We start from the raw sequence: 24,557 nt of genomic DNA, 5'->3' as shown, positions 1-24,557 counted from the left end.
TCTTTAACAGAGGGGGTTTCGGCATAATGACTAAGCGATATTACTCCTATATCTTTATGTTGCCGTTATTAATCATTTATTCTGTGTTATCTTTGTTTCCGGCCATAATGGGCTTATGTATGTCATTTACGGATTGGACGGCAACAAGTGAAAGTATATTCAAAGTAAACTTTGTGGGATTGTATCAGTTCAGAAACATTTTAGATCAAATTAAACTGATGGGATTATCTGGCGATGAAGGTAGTGCATTTGCCAATACATTCAAGTATGCCATTACCGTCATGATTTTCATCAATATCCTTAGTTTGATGCTTGCACTCATGTTTAATCTACCGTTTAAATTTAAAGGGTTTATCCGAAGTGCTTTTTTTCTTCCTTGTATATTTAGTCCATTAATCATCGCTTTTACGTTCTCTGCCATTTTATATCCAGATGGGCCTTTTGACCAGGTTCTTATCAACTTTGGCATGGCTGATTTCATTCGAGGTTGGCTAACGGATCGGAATATTAACATTTATTCCATCAGCGCGATTAATATATGGATGTTTTTGGGGTTTAATGCCACGATCTATCTTTCTGGCTTAAAGACGATACCGGGTGATTTAAAGGAAGCTGCGCGAGTCGATGGAGCAAGCCCTTGGCAATCTTTTCGCAATATTACCCTTCCATTAATTGCTCCTGCGATAACGATCAACATGGTCATGTCGCTTGTAGGCAGTTTAAAAGTGTTCGATCTTCCGTATCTGCTAACAGGAAAACAGGCACATGTCATTAATACCTTGGTCTATGCTCAGTTTGGTAATAAATTGTATGCGTATGGAACAGCGATGAGCTTGGTATTATTCATGATCGTTTGCCTGCTTACATTTCCTATGCTGAAGCTGCTAAGAAAAAATGAGGTACATTTATAATGAAGATTAAAAAAAGTCGCAACATCGTATTAGGGCTTAGTGAAGCAGTAATGATTGTATTGAGCATCGGCATCATGCTTCCTTTTTACTTTGCTTTGCTCAATTCTCTGAAGTCACCTGGAGAAGCAGCTCTGCTGAATTTCTCATTGCCTACAAGTCTGCATTTTGACAACTATGTGAAGGTATTCAAAGAAGCCAATATCCTACTGGGCTTGAAGAACAGTACTTTTATTTCATTATCAAGCGTTCTTATTCTTCTACTGATGGCCTCCATTACTGCGTTTATCATAGATCGAAGACAGTCATCTGTGACGAAGTTTACTTATAATTATTTTGTGTTCGGTATCATTCCTTCCGGATTTTTGATTCCTACCATATATACACTGAAATCTATTGGACTCTATGGAACTTTCGCAGGACTAGAACTCATCTACATTGCTGGAGGAGCGCCAATCGCTGTATTCTTGATGACCGGATTTATTAAAACCGTCCCTAGGGAGCTGGATGAGTCGGCCATTATGGAAGGCGCTAAGGTGTTGCGGTTGTTTTTTTTTCTTATACTTCCACAGCTTACACCTATTGTTGCAACGACTTTCATTCTTAGTTTTTTGGGGATTTGGAACGATTTTGTCGGTCCACTTATTTATCTGAAGAGCTCAAGTCAATATACACTCCCGATGATGGTTTATGTATTTAATTCGATGTACAACACCGCGTGGGAAAAAGTTTTCAGCGTATTATTGATGTCAACCTTACCTGCAATCACAGCGTATGCGATTGCACAAAGATACATCGTGGAAGGCATGACAGCGGGTGCTGTAAAAGGATAGGTAAGATTGTGGTGGAGGTTCGTTATTAATGAAACAGCTATATGATAAATTTTTGGAGCCAGGTGCTGCATATAGAGGGAAACCATTCTGGTCATGGAATGGCATTCTGGAACGTGAAGAGATGTTAAGGCAAATTCATGTGTTTAAGGAAATGGGATTTGGCGGTTTTTTTATGCATTCCCGAACGGGGCTTGCAACCGAGTATTTGGGTGAAGAATGGTTTGAATTAATTAATAGGTGTGCGGACGAAGCTGAAGCGCTCGGGATGGAAGCTTGGCTGTATGATGAAGATCGTTGGCCCAGTGGAACGGCTGGAGGCATGGTGACCCAAGAGCCTAAATATCGAATGAAGTTCATCAGGCTGGATATTATAGATGCCAAGGATTATGTCTGGAAAGATGATTGGATCGCTGCGTTCTCATGCAGGCTGGAAGGCTTGGCCTTCTATGATTGCAAAAGGTTGGAGCCACAGGCTTCATCCGAGGAATTGAAGGAATTGAAAGATCAGAGCATCCTAATCTTTACGGTTGTTGAAATGGAGAAGGAAAGCTTCTACAACGGGTTTACTTACGTCGACACATTAAATCGCGAAGCTACTGAATATTTCTTGCAACTAACCCATGATAAATACAAGCTAGCCTGCGGGGATAAGTTTGGGAAATCGATTAAAGGCATTTTCACAGATGAACCACACCGTGGGCAGATCATGGATGGATTTGGTATCAACAATGAAAACAAGGAATGGCATGCGCCTTGGACCTATCGTTTATTCGAGGAGTTTAACGAGTTATTTGGCTGTGATCTGACTGATCGATTGCCGGAACTGTTTCTCCAGAAGGAAGGACATGCTGTTTCTCAAGTGAAATGGCACTATGTGGAGTTGCTCCAGATGATGTTCCTTGACAACTTTGCTAAACCGATGGATGAATGGTGCAGAAAGAATGATTTAATATTGACCGGACATGTCCTGCATGAGGATAATCTCACGGCCCAAACGGCGATGTCAGGTTCTGTTATGCGCTATTACGAGCATATGGAATATCCCGGGATTGATGTGCTGACGGAAGGCAACAACAACTATTGGATAGCCAAACAACTACAGTCCGCAGCCCGTCAATTAGGCCGAAAATGGCTGCTGTCTGAGCTTTATGGCTGCACGGGCTGGCAGATGCCTCTGGAAGCACATAAATCGATCGGAGATTGGCAAGCGCTATTTGGCATTAACTTACGCTGCCACCATTTATCTTGGTACACCATGGAAGGAGAATCGAAAAGGGATTACCCTGCAAGCATATCGCATCAATCGGCCTGGTGGCAGGAATATAGCCATGTAGAAACGTATTTCTCAAGAATTGGTTGGATGCTCAATCAGGGGAAGCCGTCCTGCGACATTCTGGTGTTGAATCCGGTTGAAAGTGTATGGTGCCAAGTGTACCCTGGATGGTCAAACACATTGAGTCCCAACTCCACGGCTGTGAAGGAACTAGAGAATCATTATGCAGCTTTATTCCATATGCTTTCCGGTTCTCAGTTGGATTTTGATTATGGTGATGAAGATATGTTAAAGCGGTTGTATAGATTAGATACCAATCCTGATGGAACACCAGTTCTCTATGTTGGAGAAGCGGTGTATAAAGCTGTTCTTGTTAGTGGAATGACAACCATGCGTTCGACAACCTTACAGATCTTGCAGCAGTTTCAGCATGCGGGCGGCAAAGTTATTTTTGCAGGTGAAGCATCAGCTTATCTGGATGCAGTCCCCTCAGAGAAAGTCAAAAGTTTTGCGAAAGAGGCGATGCAGGTTGCTTTTGTGAGGGAAGAGGTAGTTAAAGCGTGTGAACCTGCGGTTGGTATCCGGATAAAAGCGTTAGACGGGATCACTGGAGAGAATATGGAAGATCTGTTCTGCCATATCCGTGTGGACGGAGAGAACAAATATGTGTTTATCATCAATGTGAATCGTGAGAAAGCCTATACGAATGTGAGAATTCAAATAACGAGTAATGGATATGTCCAGGAATGGTGCTGTGTCATGGGGGCAAAGTCAAGTATAACAACAGAGCACAAGAATGGATTACTTGAATTTAGTGCTGACTTCCCGGCGTCGGGTGAACATATGTATGTGATTACAACGGAAGAACATGAGGGAGTTACGGATAAATTACAACATGCCGAAAGAATAATTGAAACCTTGGACGGTCCATTTGAGTATGCATTGAGCGAGCCTAATGTCTGTGTGTTGGATTTAGCGCGATTCCGCCTGAATGATGGAGCTTGGCAGGATGAATTGGAGATCCTTAAAGTCGATCGTTATGTAAGGAAAGAGTTCGGACTTGATTATCGAGCCGGGAACATGGTTCAGCCGTGGTATGCGCAGAAAAGTACTTATGATCATAAAGGGCGGCTTACTTTATGCTTTGATTTTGAAGTAAAGGACCTGCCTAAGCAAAAAGTAGAATTAGTGCTAGAGCATCCGGAGAATTTTACAATCCTCTTTAATGGACATAGCGTGGACAGTAATGGGGATGAGGGTTGGTGGGTCGATAAATGCTTTAAGCGAATCCACATACCCGCGGAATATTTTCTAAACGGAGTCAATACGATTGAACTGAGTACAGACTTTCATCAGGGAATTGACCTGGAGGCACTTTATCTCATTGGCGAGTTTAGTATTCAACTGATGGGAACCAGAAAAATCCTAAGCGTTCTTCCAGAGCAAATTACGATAGGTGACCTAACGCAACAGGGATTGCCCTTTTATTCTGGGACAGTTACTTATAAGCTAAGTCTTGGGGAGGTTGTAAGGAACTCTGCTGCAGACAATCGGAAAGTACAACTCTCACTTCCTGGATTTGAAGGTGCTTGCGCAAAAGTCAGAGCCAAGAATGGCGAATCGACATTGATTGCTTGGCAGCCTTATTCAGCTGACATAACGGCATATGTAGAGGCAGATTTAAGAGCAGAAACAGTTAACATCGAGTTGGATGTTATTCTGACCCGCAGAAACACCTTTGGTCCTTTGCATTTAGTCCCTGTGTATTCGGAAGCTTATGGCCCTGAGCATTGGATTACGGAAGGGGATGCATTTTCGATGGCTTATAAGCTGGTTCCATCTGGATTGTTGAAGGCGTCTAACATTGTTGAATTATTGGAAATAATTATTGAAAAATGAATTTATGAATTGAAATGGGCCTTACGAGAAATCGTAGGGCTATTTAATTTCTCATGTTATTGAAAAGGGAATGCCCATGATCCCCTTGGCTCGTCATCGTTTTTTTATTTACCTTTCTTGCCTTTACAAAGTTCACTTCTCCTTATAGTCTATAACTACTACTTTTAAAGCGCTTACTAGGCTTTTTTTCGTAAGGAGACACAGGTATGTTTCAAAAGATAATGGATTTCCCTAGAAAAAGTATTCATATCAAGCTTCTCCTATTTTTCTTAGCTACATCTGTTATTCCCTTGCTCATTATGGGGTATTTGTCATATAGCCGCTCCTCTGCGATTGTTAATACGCAATTTGGGGATTATGGTGAATATTCAGTTAAGCAATTCAGTGAATTGGTGGATATGAATTTCAGACAAATGAGCAGTATATCTGACGATGTTATTAATTATGCGATGAGAACCAAACAGAGTTTTATGGATGGACAGGCGGGTGGTACCTACGAGGATTTGCTTGTAGAGAACGAGCTTTTTAATTTCTTGCGGGCCCATCATAACGGGGACGTGAAAGGTATCTTTTTAATCACAGATTTAGGAAAAGTGTACGGAACGAACACGCTCAATACGAAACAATTTGCGAATTTATTACAAAAGCCTTTATGGTCTGAAGATCGCTTGGGCAAGCAGTGGCTAGGATTTCATAAACCAGATTACTATTTTAATGATAGCCTGCTCAACGGACCTGTAATCAGCCTTTTTCTCAAAGTGAAGAATACGAGTATGATGAATTCAAGTGCACGATTACTGATAGACATGGATGCCAAACATATCCTTAATTTAATTCAAAGTTTTGAAAGAGATATCCACTCCGCCTTAAAAATTACGAACTATGACGGTAAGATCATCTATATGTCAGAGTCTTATAAGGAAAATCAGGATGACATCATATGGAAGAGTCAATTAATCACTAGTGATTGGAACATGGAAGTCAGGGTGCCCAATAAGAACTTCTATCTTTCATCTGAAATTATTAAGAAATACACGCTTACGGTGGTCATTGGCGCTATGCTGTTATCCTTAGTGTTGTCTGAATTGTTCTCCAACCACATCACGAGGCGAATAAAGAGACTCAATCGTGCAATCCATAAGGTAGCCAAAGGCGATTTATCCGTTCAAACCAAAGTGACTTCCAGTGATGAACTTGCGAATTTAAGTCATAATTTCAACTATATGGTGGAAGAGGTTCAATCGTTGCTTATCGAAGTAACCCATACGGAATCGTTAAAAAGGGAAGCCGAATTACGAGCGCTCCATTATCAGATTAACCCTCATCTGTTGTTTAATACGCTAAATTTAATCCAATGGAAAGCCCTTTTGGAGAAGCAACATGATATTCACGATATGATGGTACATCTCACAGAATTACTTCGCAATGGATTAGATAATACCCAGGAACTGATCCCGTTAGAAAATGAATTAGAATTGATTAATCATTATTTACTTATTCAGAAGCATCGGTTTGGAGACGTATTTCAATTCAATAAAATCATAGCTCCTGGGTTAGAGAAACAGCTTATACCGCGAATGTCATTGCAGCCGCTGCTAGAAAATATTTTCTTCCATGCCTTTACGGATGGGGAAGGTACCATCCTTCTTCGCGTTCAGCAGCAAGGAGCGGAAATGGTGATCGAACTTCAAGATAACGGGAAAGGCATTCATGCGGATCGCTTCCCCGATGTTAATCTCCCCAACTTTTCGGCAAAAGGTCGAGGTGGCGCAGGAATGTATAATGTGAATCAGAAATATATCTTACATTTCGGTAAGGAGTACGGGATAACGGTGATTTCTACACCTGGAGAAGGAACACTGATCCGATTGAAAAGTCCAATTGAGGTGAAACCACGTGGTTAGTAGAGCGATGAAAGTGCTTTTAGTAGACGACGAGCGGCTTGTTCGACAAGCCCTGAGAGTGACGGTGGATTGGTCCAAATACGGCATGGAAGTTGTCGCGGATACGGCGAATGGCGCTTTGGCGCTTGAAGAGATGGTTCAGCATCGTCCAGATCTTGTTGTTACGGATATTGTCATGCCCGAATTGGATGGGATTGAGCTTACACGAAAAATTAAAGAGAGTTTTCCTGAAACGAAGGTTTTGCTGCTAAGCTGTCATAGTGAATTTCATTATGCACAGAAAGGAATGCGCTATGGTGCTTCTGGTTATATTCTGAAGACAACCTTTCATGATCAGGAATTTGAAGAATATTTGGCACAGTTTCGACAGGAGTTCGATCAAGCGCAGCAACCGTTGCGAGAAACAGATAAGCAGGAAGCATTTAAAGGATGGATTACAAACGAGAGGGGCTATTCGGAAACGTCCAGCATGGTACAGTTGCTCACGAAAGAGTGGCGTTGGATGCTTGAATCAGGGTGCATCTTGTTTATCATTCATGATGAAGATCAGATTGATCTGCAAATAGGACTAGTGCCAATGGATAACTCGGAAGTCTTACGTGTCGGGCCCTTTACCTTTCTATTTATTGAGGAGAGAACTAGAGGCCGTGTCATCTCAAAGCTTGCACTCATGCTGCCGCACCATCCAAATATGCGATGGCTCGAGCGTGGCCCCATGCGAAATATCGAAGATTGGACTGGTGCTGTCACTGCTGGTTACTTAGCGTTGAAGCTAGAAGTTCAACATGTCTTGAAGACCGAAATGAATGATGACGCGATTTTGCGAGCAATTCAATATATGAATGAGCACCTAGATAGGAATATAAGCTCGACGGATGTAGCTGGTTATGTTGGCCTCAGTAGGGGACACTTTAGTTCTCTTTTTAAGAAAGTAATCGGTGAGAATTTCATTGATTATGTCAGTAACCGCAAGCTGGAGCAAGTGAAGCATTTCCTAAGAATCACGGATTGGACAATTAGTGAAATCTCAGAGCGGGTGGGTATGTCGGATTATAAGCACTTTTTCAAATGGTTTAAGCGGAGCACAGGGGTTACCCCGACGGAATATCGGATACAACAAAAACAAGATAACTAATCGGACATAAAGACACCCAAGAGCTGGAATCACTCAGCTTGGTGGGTGTTTTTCTATGACACATTGATACTCCTGATCAGACATTTCGAGGTTTGAAAGGGTTTTCAATTGTCTTACACTTAGGTTGTAAATAAACAATGACTTGGGAGGTCTACAGAATGAAAAAGCAGTTGGGATTAACGCTGGTATCTGCTATGGTGCTCTCTACAATTGTAAGCGGTTGTGGAGATAGTAAATCAACAGAAAATACGGCGGCACCATCACCACAAGTGAGTACGGCTGCCACTCAGAAAGCTACAGCAGGTGAAAAAGTAAAGTTAGTTTTATGGACATGGGGAGAAAATCAGAAGCAGTTGGAACTCAATTTGCCTGCATTTAAACAAGCGAACCCGAATATTGATGTCGAATTACAAATTATGAAGTCAGGCGACTTATATCAAAAGTTTCTCATTGCTGCAAGCAGCGGTGATCAAGTGCCGGATGTGCTTGCCGTAGAGACAAGTAATCTCGCGCAAATGGTGGATGTCGACGGTCTGTTGGATATAACGGACAAAGTGAAGCCGTATAAAGACAAAATGAATGCTTATAAATGGGCAGATGCAACGAAGGATAATAAGCAATATGCGATGCCTTGGGATAGTGGTCCTGTTGTCATGTTCTATCGAAATGACCTGTTTGCACAAGCAGGGCTGCCGACTGATCCTAAACAGGTTGCTGAGAAAATCAATACGTGGGAAGACTTCAAGAATGCCGCTAAACTTGTCAAAGACAAGACTGGCGCAGCTATGATTAGCGATTCGAAAACCAAATCCAACAGCCGTTTCTTCGAGACGATGATGTGGCAGCGTGGCTTGTGGTATTTCGATAGTCAAGGCAAGGTAACGCTAGACACGCCAGAAGTGAAAGAAGTAGCGAACTATTATGTGGATCTAACCAAGCAAGGTTATGTATATGATGCTGAGCCTTGGGCTGAAGCGTGGTTAAATGGGATCAAAGATGGAAAAGTCGCTACGATCGTAGGTGCTTCTTGGTTTGACGGATTGCTTCAAAATTGGATCGCTCCTGATGCCAAAGGCAAATGGAGTGTAGCGCCAATGCCGAAATGGTCAGCGAATGATCAATACGGAAGTGCGAACGACGGTGGTTCCAATCTGGCGATTAATAAAAGAAGTAAACATCCGGAAGAATCCTGGAAGTTGATTCAGTTTGTACTAGGTCAAGACAACTCGCAGGTGAAAATGCTAAAAGAAGGCGGATTGTTTCCATCTCTAGAAACCACTTATAGTGACCCGGCTTTTAAAGAGCCAGTTCCATATTTCAACAACCAGCCTGTACGGCAATTGTTTACAGAAGCAGTTAAGCAAGTGAAGCCACAAGCCTACACCAAGGATTTCCCAGTTGCGAATCAAATGATCCAAGATGCATTCGCACAGATCTTCTTGAAAAATAAGACGGTTGATGAAGTGTTTAAGGATAAAGCTGATCAACTGAAGCAAAAAACGAAACGGCAGTAGACCAATAGACTATAAATTACAGAAAGATGCAATGGAGCACCGCTCCATTGCATCTATTACAGAGGTGGACGATGATGAGAAACCAGATCTGGCAGTTCCAGTACCGAACAGCTCCCTATGTATTCATTGCTCCTTTTTTCCTGTTTTTCGCCATCTTCATGATGTATCCCTTTGGCTATTCCATCTATCTAAGCTTCATGGATTGGAATGGAAGTGGAGTGAAAACCTACGTTGGTTTGGCTAACTATAAGGAGTTAATTTCAAGCGAAACCTTCTGGTTGACCCTTTGGAATGGCCTTCTCATATTCTGGATGTCAGTGCCCATCATGCTGTTCATTGCGATGATTCTCGCTGTCTTTTTAAATCAAAGATGGATGAAACTCAGGGGATTTTTTCGTACCGTATTTTTCATTCCCAATATTACCTCTGTGGTCGCGATCAGCTTCGTATTTTTTATCATGTTAAACACACATGACGGCTTGTTAAACAGTATCCTAACGCAGTTAGGGATTGTGAAAGAGGGTATTCCGTGGCTGGAGTCGCCAGGCCCAGCGAGAGTGTCACTGGTTGTTATGGTCTTATATCGCTGGACTGGTTATAATATGCTGCTGCTGCTTGCGGGGCTTCAAAATATTCCGCAAGATCTGAGCGAAGCGGCTAAGGTTGATGGCGCAAGCCCGATTCAGACTTTTTTCTTTATTACGTTGCCTCTGTTGAAAAAGATCATCATCTTCTGCACCGTATTGTCGACAATCGGATCTTTCTCTTTATATACAGAACCGTTAATTCTAACCAAAGGTGGACCGATAGATGCGACACTGACGACCATTCTTCTGATTTTCAGAGAAAGCTTCCAAAATTTCTATTTTGGCTACGCGTCGGCCATCTCGGTGGCGTATTTTATTCTGATGCTGGGACTTACGCTGCTTCAACTTAGATTATTTGATACTAAGGATTAATGGGGGATTGACGATGACTAGCAAAACCATTCGAACTGCAGGAGTGCCCGTATCACCAGCGAAGGTACGAACAACAAGTGAGATGGCACCAAGTCCTTACCTCGTATGGGGGATGTTCCTACTTTTTGCTGTAGGCGCTGTGCTCATGCTATTTCCTCTGTTCTGGATGTTCAGTTCGGCGTTTAAGCATAAAAGTGAAATCTTCATAAATCCGCCTGTTTGGGTGCCAACCACCATTCATTGGGAGAACTTTACAACCTTATTTCAGGAAAAGCAGTTTGGGCGTGTTCTGGTTAATAGTATTGTTGCAACAAGCATCTATACTGCAGGTACATTACTCTTTTGTACGATGTCCGGATTCGCCTATGCCAAGTACCAGTTCAAGGGTAAGGGTATTTTATTTGCCATCGTTTTAGCCTCGATGATGGTTCCGACAGAATCGATCTTAATTCCGATGTTTGTCATGTATCGTAAATTAGGCTTGGTAGACAGCTTATGGGGAATCATCCTGCCGGGTATAGCGAATGCGTTTGGTATTTTCTTCATGAAGCAGTATTGTGCCAGCATCCATAATGAAATGTTGGAGTCTTCTAGGGTGGATGGATGCTCGGAATATGGCATTTTCTTTAAAATGATTGTGCCAAACTTAAAACCAGCTTTTGCTAGCTTGGGTATTATCTTCTTTGTTAACCAATGGAATAATTTCCTGTGGCCCATGATCATTTTACGCTCACCTAAAAATCAAGTCATCTCGGTTGCAATCCGAGCATTGGAATCCGGGCCGAAGACACCGTATGAGTTAATCATGGCTGGCTCTGTCATAAGTGTCATTCCATTAATCGTGATCATTTTTCTATTCCAAAAGCAGTTAATATCAGGCATCATGGACGGTGCAGTGAAGGGTTAGGAAAAGATGGCAGCTTAAGAGAAACTTAATCAAAAAACTAAATTATCTATCTGAGGAATGAGTCTTTCGAAAAATTCAATTTATCCGAGACAATATTAAGAAGAAGTTTATGATTAGATTATTACCAATAGTGCTTAAGTTTGACTAACTGAAGTCAACACTTAAGCATTTTTTTGTTGCCAAAGTCCGCACTTTGAGGATACTCTCGCCATTCGCATGATATTGCGCCATATTAGGAGGAACCAATTCAAAACAGAGTTTTTAAAAATCGCAATTGACAGTTCGAAGCAGGGTAGTAAAATAGGACTGAGTGAATCGATAATGATTATCAATATTATTTGCCTTCTTGCCTACGATTATCACTCTTACGAAATAGATTTGTGTAAAAGAAGGTCTCGACACTTATGCTAACAAAGAAACAATTTGTACGTTTCATAGCGATTTTTTTGGTCGTTTGTTCTATTTTCTTAACATGGCAATGGTTCGATTCCAAGGAATGGCTCCGCGATGTAGAGCAGCTTTTCCATCAACCGAAGTGGTTGGTTTTCATGATTGTCATCTACCTGGCTTCCTTTCTTCTCAAAGCGTCAGCGTGGCGTATGTACACGGGACAAGAGGTTAAATTCGCGGTTTATTTTCATGCCATTAGCTATAGCTTGCTTGTAAACCACTTGCTTCCGATTAAGGTGGGTGATGGTGTTCGTACAGGCTTATTAATGAAAAATGGCGGGAAGTCTTGGGAAGACGCGCTGCATTCCGTCGCCGTTATGCGTCTGCTCGATATGCTGGTGCTTGCAGGCATTGGGGGCATAGGTATCGTCCGCATGGGTTTGCCTTCTTCATGGATATGGGTGATCTTGCTGGCAAGCGGCACGGTGATACTCGCAACTGCACACTACTTGCCTGTCATTCGAAGAATACCATTTATCGCCAAACATTCAGCCAATTTTCAGATGAAAATGCTTTCGGGCAAAGGGTTTATTATTCTAAGTCTAATCACGCTAAGTTGGGTGCTGGAAGCGGGTGTTATTTTTGCAGTTGCCCAAATAATAGGTTTGCAGCTGGGGAGTATTTCTCTCGTTTGGGCCAATAGTATGACAATTGCTGGACAAATCTTTCATATCACACCAGGGGGCATCGGCACCTATGAAAGCACGATGAGCGGCTCATTGGTCCTACTGGGTGTAGATGGGAAGGAAGCGTATAGAGCGGCGCTTTTATCGCATACGTTCAAATTTTTATTTGCCTATGCGTTAGGCGGCTATTCCCTGTTGCGGATGCCGCTGCGTTGGCGGGAAATGAAAGAATGGATGGGCCGAGTTACAAGTCGATCCAAGTCACCATTACATAGCAAAGTGCGGAAGGAAGATTAATATGAAAAAAGCATCATCCTTTGAAATCGTTGCAGCTCGCTGCTGGAACTTATTGAACGAGGGGAAACCATTTACACCTATCTTCGTTGTTGGCGTTTTCCTGCTTTACCATATCGGCGTGTGGTCTGATCCTAGCTTTTGGAGTTCGGCAGGTCTAGGGTTGGTGATAACCATGCCTCTATTTGTACTCTATTATTGCTTCGATTTCCCGCTCTTCTTACGAAATTATTTGTGGCTGCCGCTTATTGCTGCACTTCTGATTTGGGAACGAAATGATTTCTCGCTATATGTGCTGGCACTAGGATTGTTTTTCTTCTTCACGATTTATTTCTGGGGCACGTTTTACTATCACTTAAGAATTGGTACGACATGGTGGAATTTCACACGCTTCTGGAAGCTTGTCCTCAAGAATAGTGACTCAACGAGCGGGAATGCACAGGAGCAGATGCCTAAGTTTTTGTTGCTGTTATTCGTATGGAGTCATTATTATCGTCAGTTTGAGGCGGGTGTTTCTGCTGATGTGGGAACGGGGCTGCTATTTGCGGTTGGCTTATTGATTTACGCATTTATTCTACACCGGTACTTATTCGATTGGAAGCCAGCTGAAATTCCTACCTATACACGAGATTCAAGTACTGTGCAAGCAGGCGGAGAAGCTCTCAACCAGAAGGTTATCGTTATTGTTGTGGACGGTATGCGCAAAGAGCGCTTTGAGGAAGCACATGCACCATTTATGAAGAAATTGAGAGCAGAAGGCACTGAATATGCGCAAATGGAGACCGTCTATCCGGCGCGTACAGTTGTCTGCTTCTCTTCAATGTTTACTGGAACGTATCCTCGCGAGCACGGCATTCGCTCCAATATGGTGTGGAGGCTCGGTATTCGGGTAGAGAGTATTTTCGATTCACTTCGTAAAGTGGGGAAAAAAGGGCGTTTGCTGGGGATCGCACACTTAATCGACTCCATGGGAGATGACGTAGAGAGTGTGACGGCTGTCATGCATAACGATGTTGCGGATCGCAATATCATAGAACGAGCTAAGAAGATTATGGCGGAACAAAATCCGGACTTACTCGTAGCCCAGTTGATTGGGGTTGACCAAACGGGGCACAGTCGAGGCGTTCTCTACGATGATTACACGCAAAAGATCGCCGAAGCAGATCAACTCATTGAAGAGTTCGTCGGCTGGCTCGAAAAGCGTGGGATGATGGCGAATACGACATTGATCATCTGTGCTGATCACGGGCAGGCAGACGGTATTGGCGGGCATGGTCATCTCGACGAAGGCGAGCGTTATGTGCCATTCTTCCTGCATGGTCCAACCATCGAAGCGGGCCGTCGTATTGATGAGAAGCATTCACTCGTATCCATGGCGCCGACGCTGGCTTACTTACTGGGAGCACCCTTCCCAAGCCATAGTCGCGGACCTGTTCTAACGGAGGCTATAAAGCATCATGACTAAGAAAAAAATTATCGTTTTCATGCCTGCACATAATGAAGAAGAAAATATCAGCGGGGTCATTGCCCGCGTTCCGAGAGATTTCCACCCGCAGTATGAGGTGGAAGTGCTCGTGATCGACGACGGGTCCAAGGACCGCACCGTCCAAGTAGCGCGCGATGCGGGGGCCGACCACATTGTGTCGTTCCCGCACAATCGAGGGCTCGGCGCAGCCGTTCGCGAAGGGCTGAAGCAATGCTGCCAGCTCGGCGGCGACATTGGCATAATGATCGATGCGGATAATGAGTATCCGCCGGAACAAATCCCGGACGTCCTTGCGCCCATAATCAGCGGGCGCGCGGACTACACCTTTGGCTCACGCTTCAAAGGCCACATTCAAGGGATGAAGCTGCATCGCCGCTTAGGCAACTATACCTTTACATTGCTGCAGGCTATATTGCTGCGCAGGTGGATTTATGACGGCCAGTCAGGGATGCGCGGATTCTCACGCGATGCCATGGAGAATGCCGCCATTATCCATGACTATAACTACGCCCAGGTCCTCACGATTAATCTGGTTCGTCAGGGCTACCGATTGGAGGAGATTCCGATATCGTACCAGGTTCGAACCAAAGGCCAATCCTTCATCAAATTCAGACAGTATGTGTCTTCTGTGCTTCCGGCGATCTACAAAGAAATGAGACGTCCCGTCTCCCGCAAGCGTAAAGCCACTATCCAGATGCATCGAGATGAACCGAGCATATGACACGTAACGCGCTAGTAATGGCGCTTTTTGCAGCTGCGGTTATAGCCGGTGTTACCTGCCTTAGTCTGCTATATGCCAGTCCCTATGTACGTACATGGGACGAGGTGGACTTCACACTAGCTCTGCATCGATATGATTTACTGGCCATGCAGCCTCATTTTCCTGGATATCCCTACTTTATACTAGGTGGTTGGTTCATTAACCATTGGATCAATAATCCAGCAATAGCCTTATCCGTCTTCAATACCTTAGCGGCATTAAGTTCCGCGATTCCAATGTTTTTATTAGCGCATCGACTGACGGGCAGTGGTATCAAGAGTCTTTTACTGCCCGCACTCGTATTAAGCAGCCCCTACATTTGGCTAATGTCCTCGCGTCCCATGTCGGAATGCGCAGGCATGGCCATGCTGTGGTGGTTTCTTTGGAGTATCCGCTTTGCGATGGATCGTCCAAATTCAGTGTTTCGCCACGGATTAGTGCTGCTCTTTTTCAGCTTTTTAATGGGCATACGCCTTTCCTTCTTTCCTTACGGTTTAGCCTTAGTTCCCCTCTGGTATTCGCTATGGCAGCATGGGGCTACCCGTTGGAGGAGATGGCTTAGAATGGGAGCATCTGCTCTAGCAGCGGGGCTGTTTCAGTTGATTTGGGTAGCTGGATTGGTACTATCCGAAGGAAACATTGCAGGGTTTTGGAAGTTGTCCTTAGCTTTCGTGGAAGGCCATTTCTCTGAATGGGGCGGTGGTGTGGTCTCAACGTCAATGCCGATAGGAGATAGAATCATCCAGCTATTTGGGCATAACTTGCTGGGGGCAGCTTTATTTGGCGGTTCGATCCTTATTGGCTTGTGTTTTACCGTTCTGCTAGTTGTTACTTCAGTGGCGCTGAGATTCGTTGCTGTTCCTAAGCATGATGATGAGAACAAGCGCTTTCTACTCTGGATTGTAGGCTGTGCAGTCCTATATACCCTATGGGCGTTAATTGGTCAAAATATTGAAAAACCACGTCATATCGTACCGGTCATTGCGCCAATCTTACTCTTAATATTTGTTTATATGATACAAATAGCAGATGCGGTGAGGGCATCAGAAACTAAGACGACTCTACATAGGTTAGTTCCGAAGATCGTGTACCTTCTCCTAGCCGGCTTCATTTCTGTCCAACTATTCTATGGCTCCCAGCTATTGAAAAGGCAAGCGGAAGATAAGCCGGCGGTCTATCAGCTGCATGACTATTTAAGCAGCATACAGGAGCCTCACATCCTGTTTACGTGGGAAGAAACAAGAGTCCTTCAGTACTTGCAGGCTGACTATCAACATGAGCGCATTTATACGTATGGGTATTTTCAGTCCTTGGCGAGTGCGAATTCTGATCGTAGGGTTTTCCTAACGGATCATGTCGTGAAAGGGTTTGCGCAGCAAGGCAAATCGGTCGATGCACATCTGAAGAAGGTTGCTGAGTTTACATCAGATCCACTCTTTGATCCTGCGTATGGACATCTTATTTTATTCGAGTGGGTGCGTTAGTTGTCATTGCAATCGATATGTAAAATGGTTGTGAAAAAAATGTAAAATTACTATGATAATTTTGTTAAATAATGGTTGACAGTTCTCGGGACAATGATTATCATTATCAATGAAGTTGAGAATGAAATTCATTTGCAGAGGTGAAGTTATGAAACGATGGCTACTAGCCGGATTGACGCTAGTTTTCGCGGCATTATTAATCCTGCCGACTTCCGCGCTAGCCTATTCTTACGGTGACGCGAATACCGAAGATGTCGCTGAAACTTTTAAACTGGTGCAAGCCAGTATTGATGGTGGGAATGACTGGGGAGCTGCTGAAGGTGCCTACAAAGAGCGAAGAGCTGAAATTGTTGCACACTTTGGTGAAGAAGTTGGGACTACATTAGATGCTAATTTTAAAGCTAAGGATAATAAATTAGTCATTTCTAATTTCAAAGCTGTTCTGGTGATGAACTTAGATCGTCGTTTTACCTATGCTGGGCAAGGAATTGATGACTATGCGGGAGCAAAGCTTCTATTGGCCAAAGCCAAGGCAACCTATGATACCCTAGAGCCCTACATGGGGTCAGGTAAAGCGGAGATTGATAAGGCGTTCGATGCTGCTCTCGATGCACTTGGTAACCCAGGATTGTTCGGAGTAGGGAAGAAGCCTGTGCAGCCAGCTGTATTTAAGGAAAAGGTTGATTTCATCTACGGTAAGGTAAAACCGCTATTTCCTTATAAAGCTTACAGTGCACCAGCTGCCACAAGTACCCCGACGCCTACTGCGAAGCCGGTAGAGACGCCTAAGACAGAGCCCGTTGTGAAGGTGGAAGTTAGCCCTAAACAAGAACAGCCTGCCGCAACGAAGGATGCCAAACCAGCAGAGACAAAGGCGCCTGACGCGGCAGCAGCTGTGGAGACGAAAGCGCCTGAGCCATCTGCATCCGCATCGGCAAGTCCAAGTCCAAGCCCAACACCGGCACCGACTGCTGAAGCCGCTAAGCCTACAGCAACAGTAGAGGCACCTGCTAAAGCAACAGAGACAGCAAGCGCAGCTGTGAAGACTGAGCCTGTGAAAGAAGCGTCGGCACATGCGCCTATGCAACGCACAGACAAAACGAATCCATGGGTCAGTGTAGCTGTTATTGGTGGAGTTATCGTTATACTGGGTGGAGCTGTATGGTTCGCCCGCAAAAGAAAGTGGATTTAACCGTTAGGTCAACCAAAAAATGAGATGAATAGAGGAGAAACTTATCATGCGTAAATTTTTAGCTGTAGTTTTAAGTGCTTCAATCGCTCTATCTAGTGTTGTTACTGTTACATCCGTTGCTTTTGCAGAAACTAAATTCCAAATCAAAGAAGATCAAACGATCTCTGCTAGACTACAATCCTTTACAGATATCAAAGCACTTTTTACAGATAAAACCGTTCTTGCTGATGTAAAGAAATTATATGTAGATAAATTCCAAACTGATGTTAAACGTCTAGATGTAAACATTAAAGCAGATGATCCTAAAATTGATGCTAACATTCTACTTGTGTTAGACGCTGCGATTAAAGGCGACTTGCAAGTTGGTCAAGCAAAAGAAGCGATCGACAAAGGTTTGCAATGGTATTTCTTCTTTGCCCTTCGTGATTTGATGAGCAACCAAGTACGTCCTGCTTTGACCAAAGGTGATATTGCTGGAGCAACAGCTGCTTTCGATAAAGTCGTTCAAATTTATGAAGGCGCGCTTCAACCAAACGTGGTTAAACGTGATACGAAGTACAGCTTGAACATGGTTGCACTTTTGAAAACGACAATTGAATTGATTCAAAAAGATATCAAAGATAACAACGTGAATGACTTTAACTTCCACCGTCAAATTCTTGACAAAACATTAATCAAAAACTATGCGCTCGCAACGTATACATATGCAGAAAACGTTGGATTGGCAGCACCAGCTGACCAACCAAAAGCTATCACAGAAGGCTACTTCCTCTTCATGCCTGTCTACACGTACCTCAAAGGCGGAAGTCCAGCTGACGCTGATTTTGTTAAAAATGCCTTCGCATCAGGCGATGCTAGCAAAATCAAAAAAGATGAAATCGGTGACGCACTTCAACGTACGATGATCGGTAAGGTTTCGGAGTACCTTGGCCAAATTCTAGTGAAACAAGAAGCTGGCGACTTACAAGGCGCTCGTGGTTATGTGGCTGAGGGTACAATGTTCCTAGCTAGCCAAGAAGTATTCTTAGGTAAAGAGAAATTTGCGGCTGCAAGTGTTGCGGCTACAAAATTAACAGAAGCTGTAGATAAATCCGATGTTGCTGCTACGAATGCGTCTATTTTTGAAATATTAAAGTTCCTTGTTGATAAAGATGGTTCCAGCTTAAAAGTTGGTGACAAAGGATACAAAGTAAATGGCGCTGCTTTTACAGCAGAGAACGCTCCGTTCATCAATCAAGAAAGCGGTCGTACGCTAGTGCCAGTTCGTCTTATTGCTCAAGCAATCAACGCGCAAGTTGAATGGGTTGAAGCTACAAGAACAGTTGTAATCACGAAAGATGGCAAGAAAACAGAAATCACAGCGGGTTCCGATCAAGTTGTTGAGAATGGTAAAGTGAATGAGAAGATCAAATTGGATCAGCCGGTTGTTCTTCAAAACGGCAGCTCTTTCATCCCATTGCGTGCAGTAGCTGAGTTGTTCGGTTATGGCGTATTCTACCAAAATGGTGATATCATCATTCTTCGTTAATCATTTCGTTCATAATGAAGACACTTGTGCTATATAGCGCAAGTGTCTTTCAATGTTCAGATGCAAGGTAGAGAACAGGAGGCAGATCATGGATTTACAGGCATTTCTCATTACGTTTCGCGAAGCGCTTGAAGCCATTCTCATTGTAGGTGTTATCCTTACTTATTTAACGCGTATTGATGCGATCCACTGGCATAAATGGGTATGGGTGGGCGTGTTCTTCGCTTTAATCGTTAGCTACGGATTAGCCCTGGCTTTCCAGGTGTTATTAACCGGATTTGCCAGTATGGGGAGTCAGAATTACTTGAAAATCGGGATCATGCTCATCTCTTCCGGTTTATTGACGCATATGATTATGTTTATGGGCAAGCAAAGCAGTGAGATGCAAGGCAAGGTACAGAGCAAGGTTGCTCATATTCTGACCATTGGCGGCGCCATTAATATGGTTCTTCATTCCTTTCTAGTTGTTGTGCGTGAAGGGGTGGAGACGGTATTCTTTTTTGCAGCCATTACGGGAGGCAACATTCAGAAGGCACTTGAAAGCTGGGGAGCTCTATTCGGGCTAATTCTAGCGGTCGTGGTGGGACTTCTCTTTTTCAAAGGGACAAAGAAGATTCGTTTGAGTACTTTCTTTCGCATAACCGCTGTCTTCCTCATGATGATTTCTGCGGGACTTTTTGTTCAAGCAATTGGTATCATGCAGGATTTAGGCATCATCGGTAGTTTATATCGAACAGCTGGTCACCAGATTGGTGAAATTTACAATATTACAGCATTTATGCCAGAGCATCCCATTGATGGTGTACAATATCTTCGTGACTATGGAAAAGAGCCGCTGATTAACGGCCAAGTCGGTATTTTCTTTAAAGCATTCCTTGGGTATACACAGAATCCTTCGCTAGAAGAATTTGTTGGTTACTGGGGATATTACTTCTTAGTGTTCATCTTACTGGCTGTACAGAAAAAGCGTCAGGAAAAGGAGCAGATCCAGGAAGATAAAGTGGCTGCTTAAAAGATGAGGAAGAGACGATGGATGAATGATCAACGTGAGGAGCGCGGATACTGATGAAGATAGGAATTGTTGGATATGGCCATGTAGGCAAAGCGATTCATGCCTTATTTCCCAAGGCTGATGTATATGATGGACCTCTAGAGATGGGCAGCCAAGATGAAGTGAACGCATGTGATGTGGCATTCGTCTGTGTTCCGACACCTTCGCTTCCAAGTGGCAAATGCGATACGTCCATAGTGGAAGAAGTCATTTTATGGCTGACAGCCAAAGTGATCGTTATTCGTTCTACTGTACCCGTTGGCTTCACGGATGACATGAGGGAACAAACAGGCAAGAGAATCGTCTTCCAGCCGGAATATTATGGGGAAACGGTGGATCACCACTTTGCGGACCTGCGTCACCGCACGTGGCTCACTTTGGGCGGTGCATCAGCAGATGCAAGCTTTGTGGTTCGTGCGTATCAGCAGGTGTATAACGCAGAAGTGAGGATTCGGCTGACGGATGCCCGTACGGCAGAAATGGCGAAGTACATGGAGAATTGCTTCCTGGCGCTGAAGGTATCGTTTTGCAATGAGTTCTATGATATCGCTGGCGCTCACGGCATTGACTACAATGAACTGCGTGAAGTGTGGCTGGAGGACCCTCGAATTGGTCGAAGTCATACGTTCGTCTATGAGGATAATCGTGGTTATGGCGGCAAATGCCTGCCTAAAGATGTTCACGCACTCATCAGCTTTGCCGAAGATAAAGATGTTAACGTCGATTTAATGAGATCGGTCCAACAGAAAAATAACCGACTTCGGGATTTAACGGATTAGAACTAACCTGCACATCTTGTGCAGGTTTTTTTTAGATTAATCTATGAAACTAGCCCTCGCATCTATGAATCATAAGAATACTATATATTAACTCATTGGAAAGGAGTTGATATATGATGCTTTTGGTCAACCAATTCTATGGAATAGTTTACAGAAACGCTAATGGAACAACTACTGTTTTTAATGCACGAGTTGTGGCAAGAGGGTTAACTAGAATACGTATCAAATTCATGAACTCAAGAGGTTTCATCGTTTTTAGATTTCTTTTCATTCGCCAAATTCTTCGATTTGTCTTAATCTAAATCAAAAAAACTCCAATCCCACATGTAAAAGGGTTTGGAGTTTGTACTTACTTGCGTTTCAGACGTAAGAACCGTCCGTTTACTCGTGCATAACGTAGAACTTTAAAGAACATCTTTTTATCTTTTAATTGGTTAAAAATGAAAGGATCAGGTGCCGTGTTTACTTCTAGTACCCATGGTTTCATATTTTTATCAATTCCGATATCAATACCGATTTCTTTGAATCTCGGGTAACTCTTCTGATAATGTTTTGCAATTTGAGACCCTATGTTTCGTAGGTTACGAATATAATCTTTTTTCTTTTGTTCATTTACATAGGAACCTAGTAACAATTCTAATGGAAGTGGTTTTCCGCTATTATGAAAATTCGTCACTATTTTTTTAGGGTGTGCGACGCGGCCAATATAACCAGTGGCCTCCCAAATATTCTTCGGGCTTTTTTGGACCATAATTCGTATGTCGAATATCCGACTGTGATGGGTTAACAGATGAATGCCTTGCTGTACCAAATAAGTTCTGTTTAATTTGGCTTTGTTCAGAGCAGTGTATAAGGCAAGAAAGGTTTTAAAAGATTTAGTAACCTTACCGACTTGAAAGCGATAGTTATCACCTTTTACCACTCGAATAACGCCTTGTCCGGCAGTGCCACTGCTGGGCTTCACATAAACCATCTTGTGTTTGATGAGCATTTGAAGCAGGTTCGTTTGACTGTAGAGCATGGTTTCCGGTATAAATGTGCGAAGTTCTTGATTTTGCATAAGAATCTTCGTTTTTACCCACTTACTGCTTATTGTTCTTGCTCGATTCATCGTCTTAACAGCACCTTTACTTGGGAATTTGCGATACGTTTCTGGTTAGCTTCTAGTTATCATATTCAAATGAAGTGAAAGGACTTGGAGTGGGGTCTATGAGAAAAATTAAATTTAAGTAATGCTGAGTCAATTTGGGCAACCTTTCTGGAAGCAATCCATGATGTGTTCTTCGAATTTGTTTTCACAAATCCTCGCATCTGGGCATTACTGATTGGGCTGATTGGCTTAGTAATGATACTAATAGGATCAATGAATGTATATAAATCGTTCAGTTAACGAAGGAACTATGATCCCATCATAGTTCCATTTTTTCGTGGAAAAAGCGATCATTTGGACTGTCATTTGTAATTGAAAAGTACGATATAACAGAATGATGATAGCAGTTAAATTATTACTATTGCAGCAAAGAATGATAACTTGAAGATTAAGCATCCGCTAAATCGCCCGTCATGTAAGGGTTTTCAAGCTTGGGTGAAAGAAGTTAAATGAGTACGATAGCCTGATATTCATTTTATAACTTATTATACAAGGGAAGCCAATCACATTTCAGTCAGGAGGAAGTCGAGTGCAGCAACCCTTGGAAACACAGATGCAAAGAGCTCGATTAAGCTCATTTAAACGATCACAGCTAGTACGAGATCTCATAAGAGATCGATGGATGTATCTACTTTTGTTTCCCGGGATATTGTATTTCGTCGTATTTAAATATGTGCCGATGCTTGGTCTAGTCATGGCGTTTCAGGACTACAAGCCTTTTACCGGATTTATAAACAGTCCATGGGTTGGCTTCAAACATTTTGAACGATTTTTTATGGAGCCCCAATTTTGGACACTTTTTCGAAATACTATATTGTTAGCCATCTATAATTTAGTGTTCTTCTTTCCGCTTCCGATTCTACTTGCTCTAATGATCAATGAAGCGCGGAGAGAGCTGTTCAAACGAGTTATTCAAACACTGATCTATTTGCCTCATTTCATTTCGTGGGTCGTCGCGGTCGGTATATTTTATGTGCTATTTACAACAGAGGGTGGCATCGTTAATGAATTGCTTGCGCAGTTCGGGTTTGAGAAAATTCCGTTTATGCTAAGTGAAGAGTGGTTCAGACCGATGATTATTGGTCAGTCGATATGGAAAGAGGCAGGTTGGGGGACGATTATCTTCCTAGCAGCTTTATCCGGAGTCGATTTGCAATTGTATGAGGCCGCTCGGATGGATGGGGCTGGTCGCTGGCGTCAACTTTGGCACATTACGATTCCTGCTATTCGAAGTACAATTGTGATTCTGTTTATTCTAAGGTTGGGAAGCTTCCTGGATACAGGCTTTGAGCATATCTTTCTTATGTTGAACTCAATGAACCGAGAAGTGGGTGAAGTGTTCGATACCTATGTATATATGAAGGGTTTAACACAGGCTCAATATAGTTACAGCGCCGCAGTTGGTTTGTTCAAATCGTTGGTCGGACTTGTACTTGTGCTAGGAGCTAACAGACTAGCGAAGAAGTTTGGCGAAGAAGGCGTTTACTAGGAGGTGTAGATATCAAATGCCAACGAATGACAAGACATTAAGCAATAAAATGTTCGATTGGGTTAACTACGCGCTATTGACCCTCGTTTCCCTGATCACGATTATACCGTTTGTCTACATTGTTTCTGTATCGTTTGCAGCCCCTTCGGAGGTTGTCAAGGGCGGATTGCTTCTGATACCTACTAAGTTTACGCTTAGTGCGTATAAATACATTTTTTCAACGGACACCATGATTAGAAGTATCGGAGTATCGATTTATGTAACCGTTTTAGGAACATTGATCAATCTAATACTCACTTCGTTTACAGCGTATCCATTGGCTCGGGCCACATTACGTGGTCGTAAAACATTCATGCTATTGATCCTTATTACGATGCTTTTCAGTGGCGGTATGATCCCGACCTACTTCGTCGTTAAATCGGTTGGTTTGATCAATTCATATTGGTCTCTTATGATTCCAACAGCAATTAGTGCGTTTAATTTAGTCGTTCTAAAAAACTTTTTTCAGCAAATTCCAGATGGTTTGGAAGATGCAGCGAGAATTGATGGATGCAACGATATCGGAACTTTGTTCCGAATCGTGCTGCCCTTGTCCATGCCAGCTATGGCGACATTCGGACTGTTTTACGCTGTGGGACATTGGAATACGTTTTTCCATGCAGTTATTTATATCAACGATTCTGAGAAATGGCCGGTACAGGTTGTGCTTAGACAAATTGTGCTCATGTCTCAAGATAAAATTGGAGATTCGACCTCACAATCCGATCCAACGGATTATTTGCCTCAAACGATTCGGATGGCTTCGATTGTGGTGGCGACAATACCCATTGTTCTCGTATATCCGTTCTTACAGAAGCATTTCGCGAAAGGCGTTTTATTAGGTTCGGTAAAGGGATAATCTGTATAGGTTTATCTTTGCATATGTACCATATTATT

At 43.1% G+C, this 24,557-nt stretch carries 19 protein-coding genes; 18 read left to right on the top strand and 1 reads right to left on the bottom strand.

Annotated elements, in window-relative coordinates; translation table 11 throughout:
- Positions 1-26: 26 nt before the first annotated feature.
- The 16 genes from AC58QG_RS13940 (at position 27) to AC58QG_RS13865 (ending at position 20,982) form a co-directional block, all read left to right on the top strand.
- Positions 27-911, top strand: a complete 885-nt coding sequence (locus AC58QG_RS13940) for a carbohydrate ABC transporter permease (RefSeq protein WP_497362616.1) — start codon at positions 27-29, stop codon at positions 909-911.
- Positions 911-1,741 carry a carbohydrate ABC transporter permease gene (locus AC58QG_RS13935; RefSeq protein ID WP_497362615.1) on the top strand — a complete coding sequence of 277 codons (831 nt, stop codon included), beginning with the start codon at positions 911-913 and terminating at the stop codon, positions 1,739-1,741. Before AC58QG_RS13940 ends, AC58QG_RS13935 begins: the two co-directional genes overlap by 1 nt.
- 28 nt (positions 1,742-1,769) lie before the next feature.
- Positions 1,770-4,913 (top strand): glycosyl hydrolase, encoded by a 3,144-nt coding sequence (locus tag AC58QG_RS13930; protein WP_497362614.1) that lies wholly within the window; start codon positions 1,770-1,772, stop codon positions 4,911-4,913.
- 206 nt (positions 4,914-5,119) lie between these two features.
- Positions 5,120-6,817, top strand: coding sequence for a sensor histidine kinase (locus tag AC58QG_RS13925; RefSeq protein WP_497362613.1), 1,698 nt, complete (start codon positions 5,120-5,122; stop codon positions 6,815-6,817).
- Between the two features lie 7 nt (positions 6,818-6,824).
- Positions 6,825-7,952, top strand: coding sequence for a response regulator transcription factor (locus tag AC58QG_RS13920; protein WP_497362612.1), 1,128 nt, complete (start codon positions 6,825-6,827; stop codon positions 7,950-7,952).
- Positions 7,953-8,110: 158 nt separating this feature from the next.
- Positions 8,111-9,466 (top strand): ABC transporter substrate-binding protein, encoded by a 1,356-nt coding sequence (locus AC58QG_RS13915; protein ID WP_497362611.1) that lies wholly within the window; start codon positions 8,111-8,113, stop codon positions 9,464-9,466.
- Positions 9,467-9,537: 71 nt separating this feature from the next.
- The gene (locus AC58QG_RS13910; RefSeq protein ID WP_497362610.1) at positions 9,538-10,425 is read left to right on the top strand and encodes a carbohydrate ABC transporter permease; all 888 of its coding nucleotides are present in this window, start codon (positions 9,538-9,540) and stop codon (positions 10,423-10,425) included.
- A 13-nt stretch (positions 10,426-10,438) separates the two neighbouring features.
- On the top strand, positions 10,439-11,332 hold the full coding sequence (locus tag AC58QG_RS13905; protein WP_497362609.1) for a carbohydrate ABC transporter permease: 894 nt from the start codon (positions 10,439-10,441) through the stop codon (positions 11,330-11,332).
- Positions 11,333-11,736: 404 nt separating this feature from the next.
- Positions 11,737-12,705 carry a lysylphosphatidylglycerol synthase transmembrane domain-containing protein gene (locus AC58QG_RS13900; protein WP_497362608.1) on the top strand — a complete coding sequence of 323 codons (969 nt, stop codon included), beginning with the start codon at positions 11,737-11,739 and terminating at the stop codon, positions 12,703-12,705.
- A 1-nt stretch (position 12,706) separates the two neighbouring features.
- Positions 12,707-14,167, top strand: coding sequence for an alkaline phosphatase family protein (locus tag AC58QG_RS13895; protein WP_497362607.1), 1,461 nt, complete (start codon positions 12,707-12,709; stop codon positions 14,165-14,167).
- Entirely contained in the window at positions 14,160-14,909 is a 750-nt protein-coding gene (locus AC58QG_RS13890) for a glycosyltransferase family 2 protein (RefSeq protein ID WP_497362606.1), read from the top strand. The genes AC58QG_RS13895 and AC58QG_RS13890 overlap by 8 nt, the downstream gene beginning before the upstream one ends.
- Complete coding sequence (locus tag AC58QG_RS13885; protein ID WP_497362605.1) at positions 14,906-16,432, top strand: hypothetical protein; 1,527 nt, start codon at positions 14,906-14,908, stop codon at positions 16,430-16,432. Before AC58QG_RS13890 ends, AC58QG_RS13885 begins: the two co-directional genes overlap by 4 nt.
- Positions 16,433-16,580: 148 nt before the next feature.
- Positions 16,581-17,624, top strand: a complete 1,044-nt coding sequence (locus AC58QG_RS13880) for a hypothetical protein (protein ID WP_497362604.1) — start codon at positions 16,581-16,583, stop codon at positions 17,622-17,624.
- Positions 17,625-17,670: 46 nt separating this feature from the next.
- Positions 17,671-19,152 carry a copper amine oxidase N-terminal domain-containing protein gene (locus AC58QG_RS13875; protein WP_497362603.1) on the top strand — a complete coding sequence of 494 codons (1,482 nt, stop codon included), beginning with the start codon at positions 17,671-17,673 and terminating at the stop codon, positions 19,150-19,152.
- 88 nt (positions 19,153-19,240) lie between these two features.
- Positions 19,241-20,164 (top strand): FTR1 family iron permease, encoded by a 924-nt coding sequence (locus AC58QG_RS13870; RefSeq protein ID WP_497362602.1) that lies wholly within the window; start codon positions 19,241-19,243, stop codon positions 20,162-20,164.
- A 53-nt stretch (positions 20,165-20,217) separates the two neighbouring features.
- Entirely contained in the window at positions 20,218-20,982 is a 765-nt protein-coding gene (locus AC58QG_RS13865) for a Rossmann-fold NAD(P)-binding domain-containing protein (protein ID WP_497362601.1), read from the top strand.
- A gap of 349 nt (positions 20,983-21,331) precedes the next feature.
- On the opposite strand, the gene AC58QG_RS13860 is transcribed toward AC58QG_RS13865, so the two are convergent.
- On the bottom strand, positions 21,332-22,093 hold the full coding sequence (locus AC58QG_RS13860) for a YheC/YheD family protein (protein WP_497362600.1): 762 nt from the start codon (positions 22,091-22,093) through the stop codon (positions 21,332-21,334).
- Positions 22,094-22,685: 592 nt separating this feature from the next.
- On the opposite strand from AC58QG_RS13860, the gene AC58QG_RS13855 reads away from it, so the two are divergent.
- Together AC58QG_RS13855 and AC58QG_RS13850 are read left to right on the top strand one after the other, a co-directional pair.
- Positions 22,686-23,621, top strand: a complete 936-nt coding sequence (locus AC58QG_RS13855) for an ABC transporter permease (RefSeq protein WP_497362855.1) — start codon at positions 22,686-22,688, stop codon at positions 23,619-23,621.
- Positions 23,622-23,637: 16 nt separating this feature from the next.
- Complete coding sequence (locus AC58QG_RS13850) at positions 23,638-24,519, top strand: carbohydrate ABC transporter permease (protein WP_497362599.1); 882 nt, start codon at positions 23,638-23,640, stop codon at positions 24,517-24,519.
- The last annotated feature ends 38 nt before the right edge of the window (positions 24,520-24,557 follow it).

This window comes from Paenibacillus sp. J22P169 (genome assembly GCF_059691995.1).
Note: the sequence above shows the minus strand (reverse complement) of the source record. Positions and strands in the feature narration are given on the sequence as shown.

Excerpts from the sequence above, each read along its gene's own strand:
- AC58QG_RS13890 (WP_497362606.1), top strand. The coding sequence starts at position 14,160 with ATGACTAAGAAAAAAATTATCGTTTTCATGCCTGCACATAATGAAGAA.
- AC58QG_RS13885 (WP_497362605.1), top strand. The coding sequence starts at position 14,906 with ATGACACGTAACGCGCTAGTAATGGCGCTTTTTGCAGCTGCGGTTATA.
- AC58QG_RS13915 (WP_497362611.1), top strand. The coding sequence starts at position 8,111 with ATGAAAAAGCAGTTGGGATTAACGCTGGTATCTGCTATGGTGCTCTCT.
- AC58QG_RS13900 (WP_497362608.1), top strand. The coding sequence starts at position 11,737 with ATGCTAACAAAGAAACAATTTGTACGTTTCATAGCGATTTTTTTGGTC.
- AC58QG_RS13875 (WP_497362603.1), top strand. The coding sequence starts at position 17,671 with ATGCGTAAATTTTTAGCTGTAGTTTTAAGTGCTTCAATCGCTCTATCT.
- AC58QG_RS13930 (WP_497362614.1), top strand. The coding sequence starts at position 1,770 with ATGAAACAGCTATATGATAAATTTTTGGAGCCAGGTGCTGCATATAGA.
- AC58QG_RS13920 (WP_497362612.1), top strand. The coding sequence starts at position 6,825 with ATGAAAGTGCTTTTAGTAGACGACGAGCGGCTTGTTCGACAAGCCCTG.
- AC58QG_RS13865 (WP_497362601.1), top strand. The coding sequence starts at position 20,218 with ATGAAGATAGGAATTGTTGGATATGGCCATGTAGGCAAAGCGATTCAT.
- AC58QG_RS13895 (WP_497362607.1), top strand. The coding sequence starts at position 12,707 with ATGAAAAAAGCATCATCCTTTGAAATCGTTGCAGCTCGCTGCTGGAAC.
- AC58QG_RS13905 (WP_497362609.1), top strand. The coding sequence starts at position 10,439 with ATGACTAGCAAAACCATTCGAACTGCAGGAGTGCCCGTATCACCAGCG.
- AC58QG_RS13850 (WP_497362599.1), top strand. The coding sequence starts at position 23,638 with ATGCCAACGAATGACAAGACATTAAGCAATAAAATGTTCGATTGGGTT.
- AC58QG_RS13940 (WP_497362616.1), top strand. The coding sequence starts at position 27 with ATGACTAAGCGATATTACTCCTATATCTTTATGTTGCCGTTATTAATC.
- AC58QG_RS13925 (WP_497362613.1), top strand. The coding sequence starts at position 5,120 with ATGTTTCAAAAGATAATGGATTTCCCTAGAAAAAGTATTCATATCAAG.
- AC58QG_RS13860 (WP_497362600.1), bottom strand. The coding sequence starts at position 22,093 with ATGAATCGAGCAAGAACAATAAGCAGTAAGTGGGTAAAAACGAAGATT.
- AC58QG_RS13935 (WP_497362615.1), top strand. The coding sequence starts at position 911 with ATGAAGATTAAAAAAAGTCGCAACATCGTATTAGGGCTTAGTGAAGCA.
- AC58QG_RS13855 (WP_497362855.1), top strand. The coding sequence starts at position 22,686 with ATGCAAAGAGCTCGATTAAGCTCATTTAAACGATCACAGCTAGTACGA.
- AC58QG_RS13910 (WP_497362610.1), top strand. The coding sequence starts at position 9,538 with ATGATGAGAAACCAGATCTGGCAGTTCCAGTACCGAACAGCTCCCTAT.
- AC58QG_RS13870 (WP_497362602.1), top strand. The coding sequence starts at position 19,241 with ATGGATTTACAGGCATTTCTCATTACGTTTCGCGAAGCGCTTGAAGCC.
- AC58QG_RS13880 (WP_497362604.1), top strand. The coding sequence starts at position 16,581 with ATGAAACGATGGCTACTAGCCGGATTGACGCTAGTTTTCGCGGCATTA.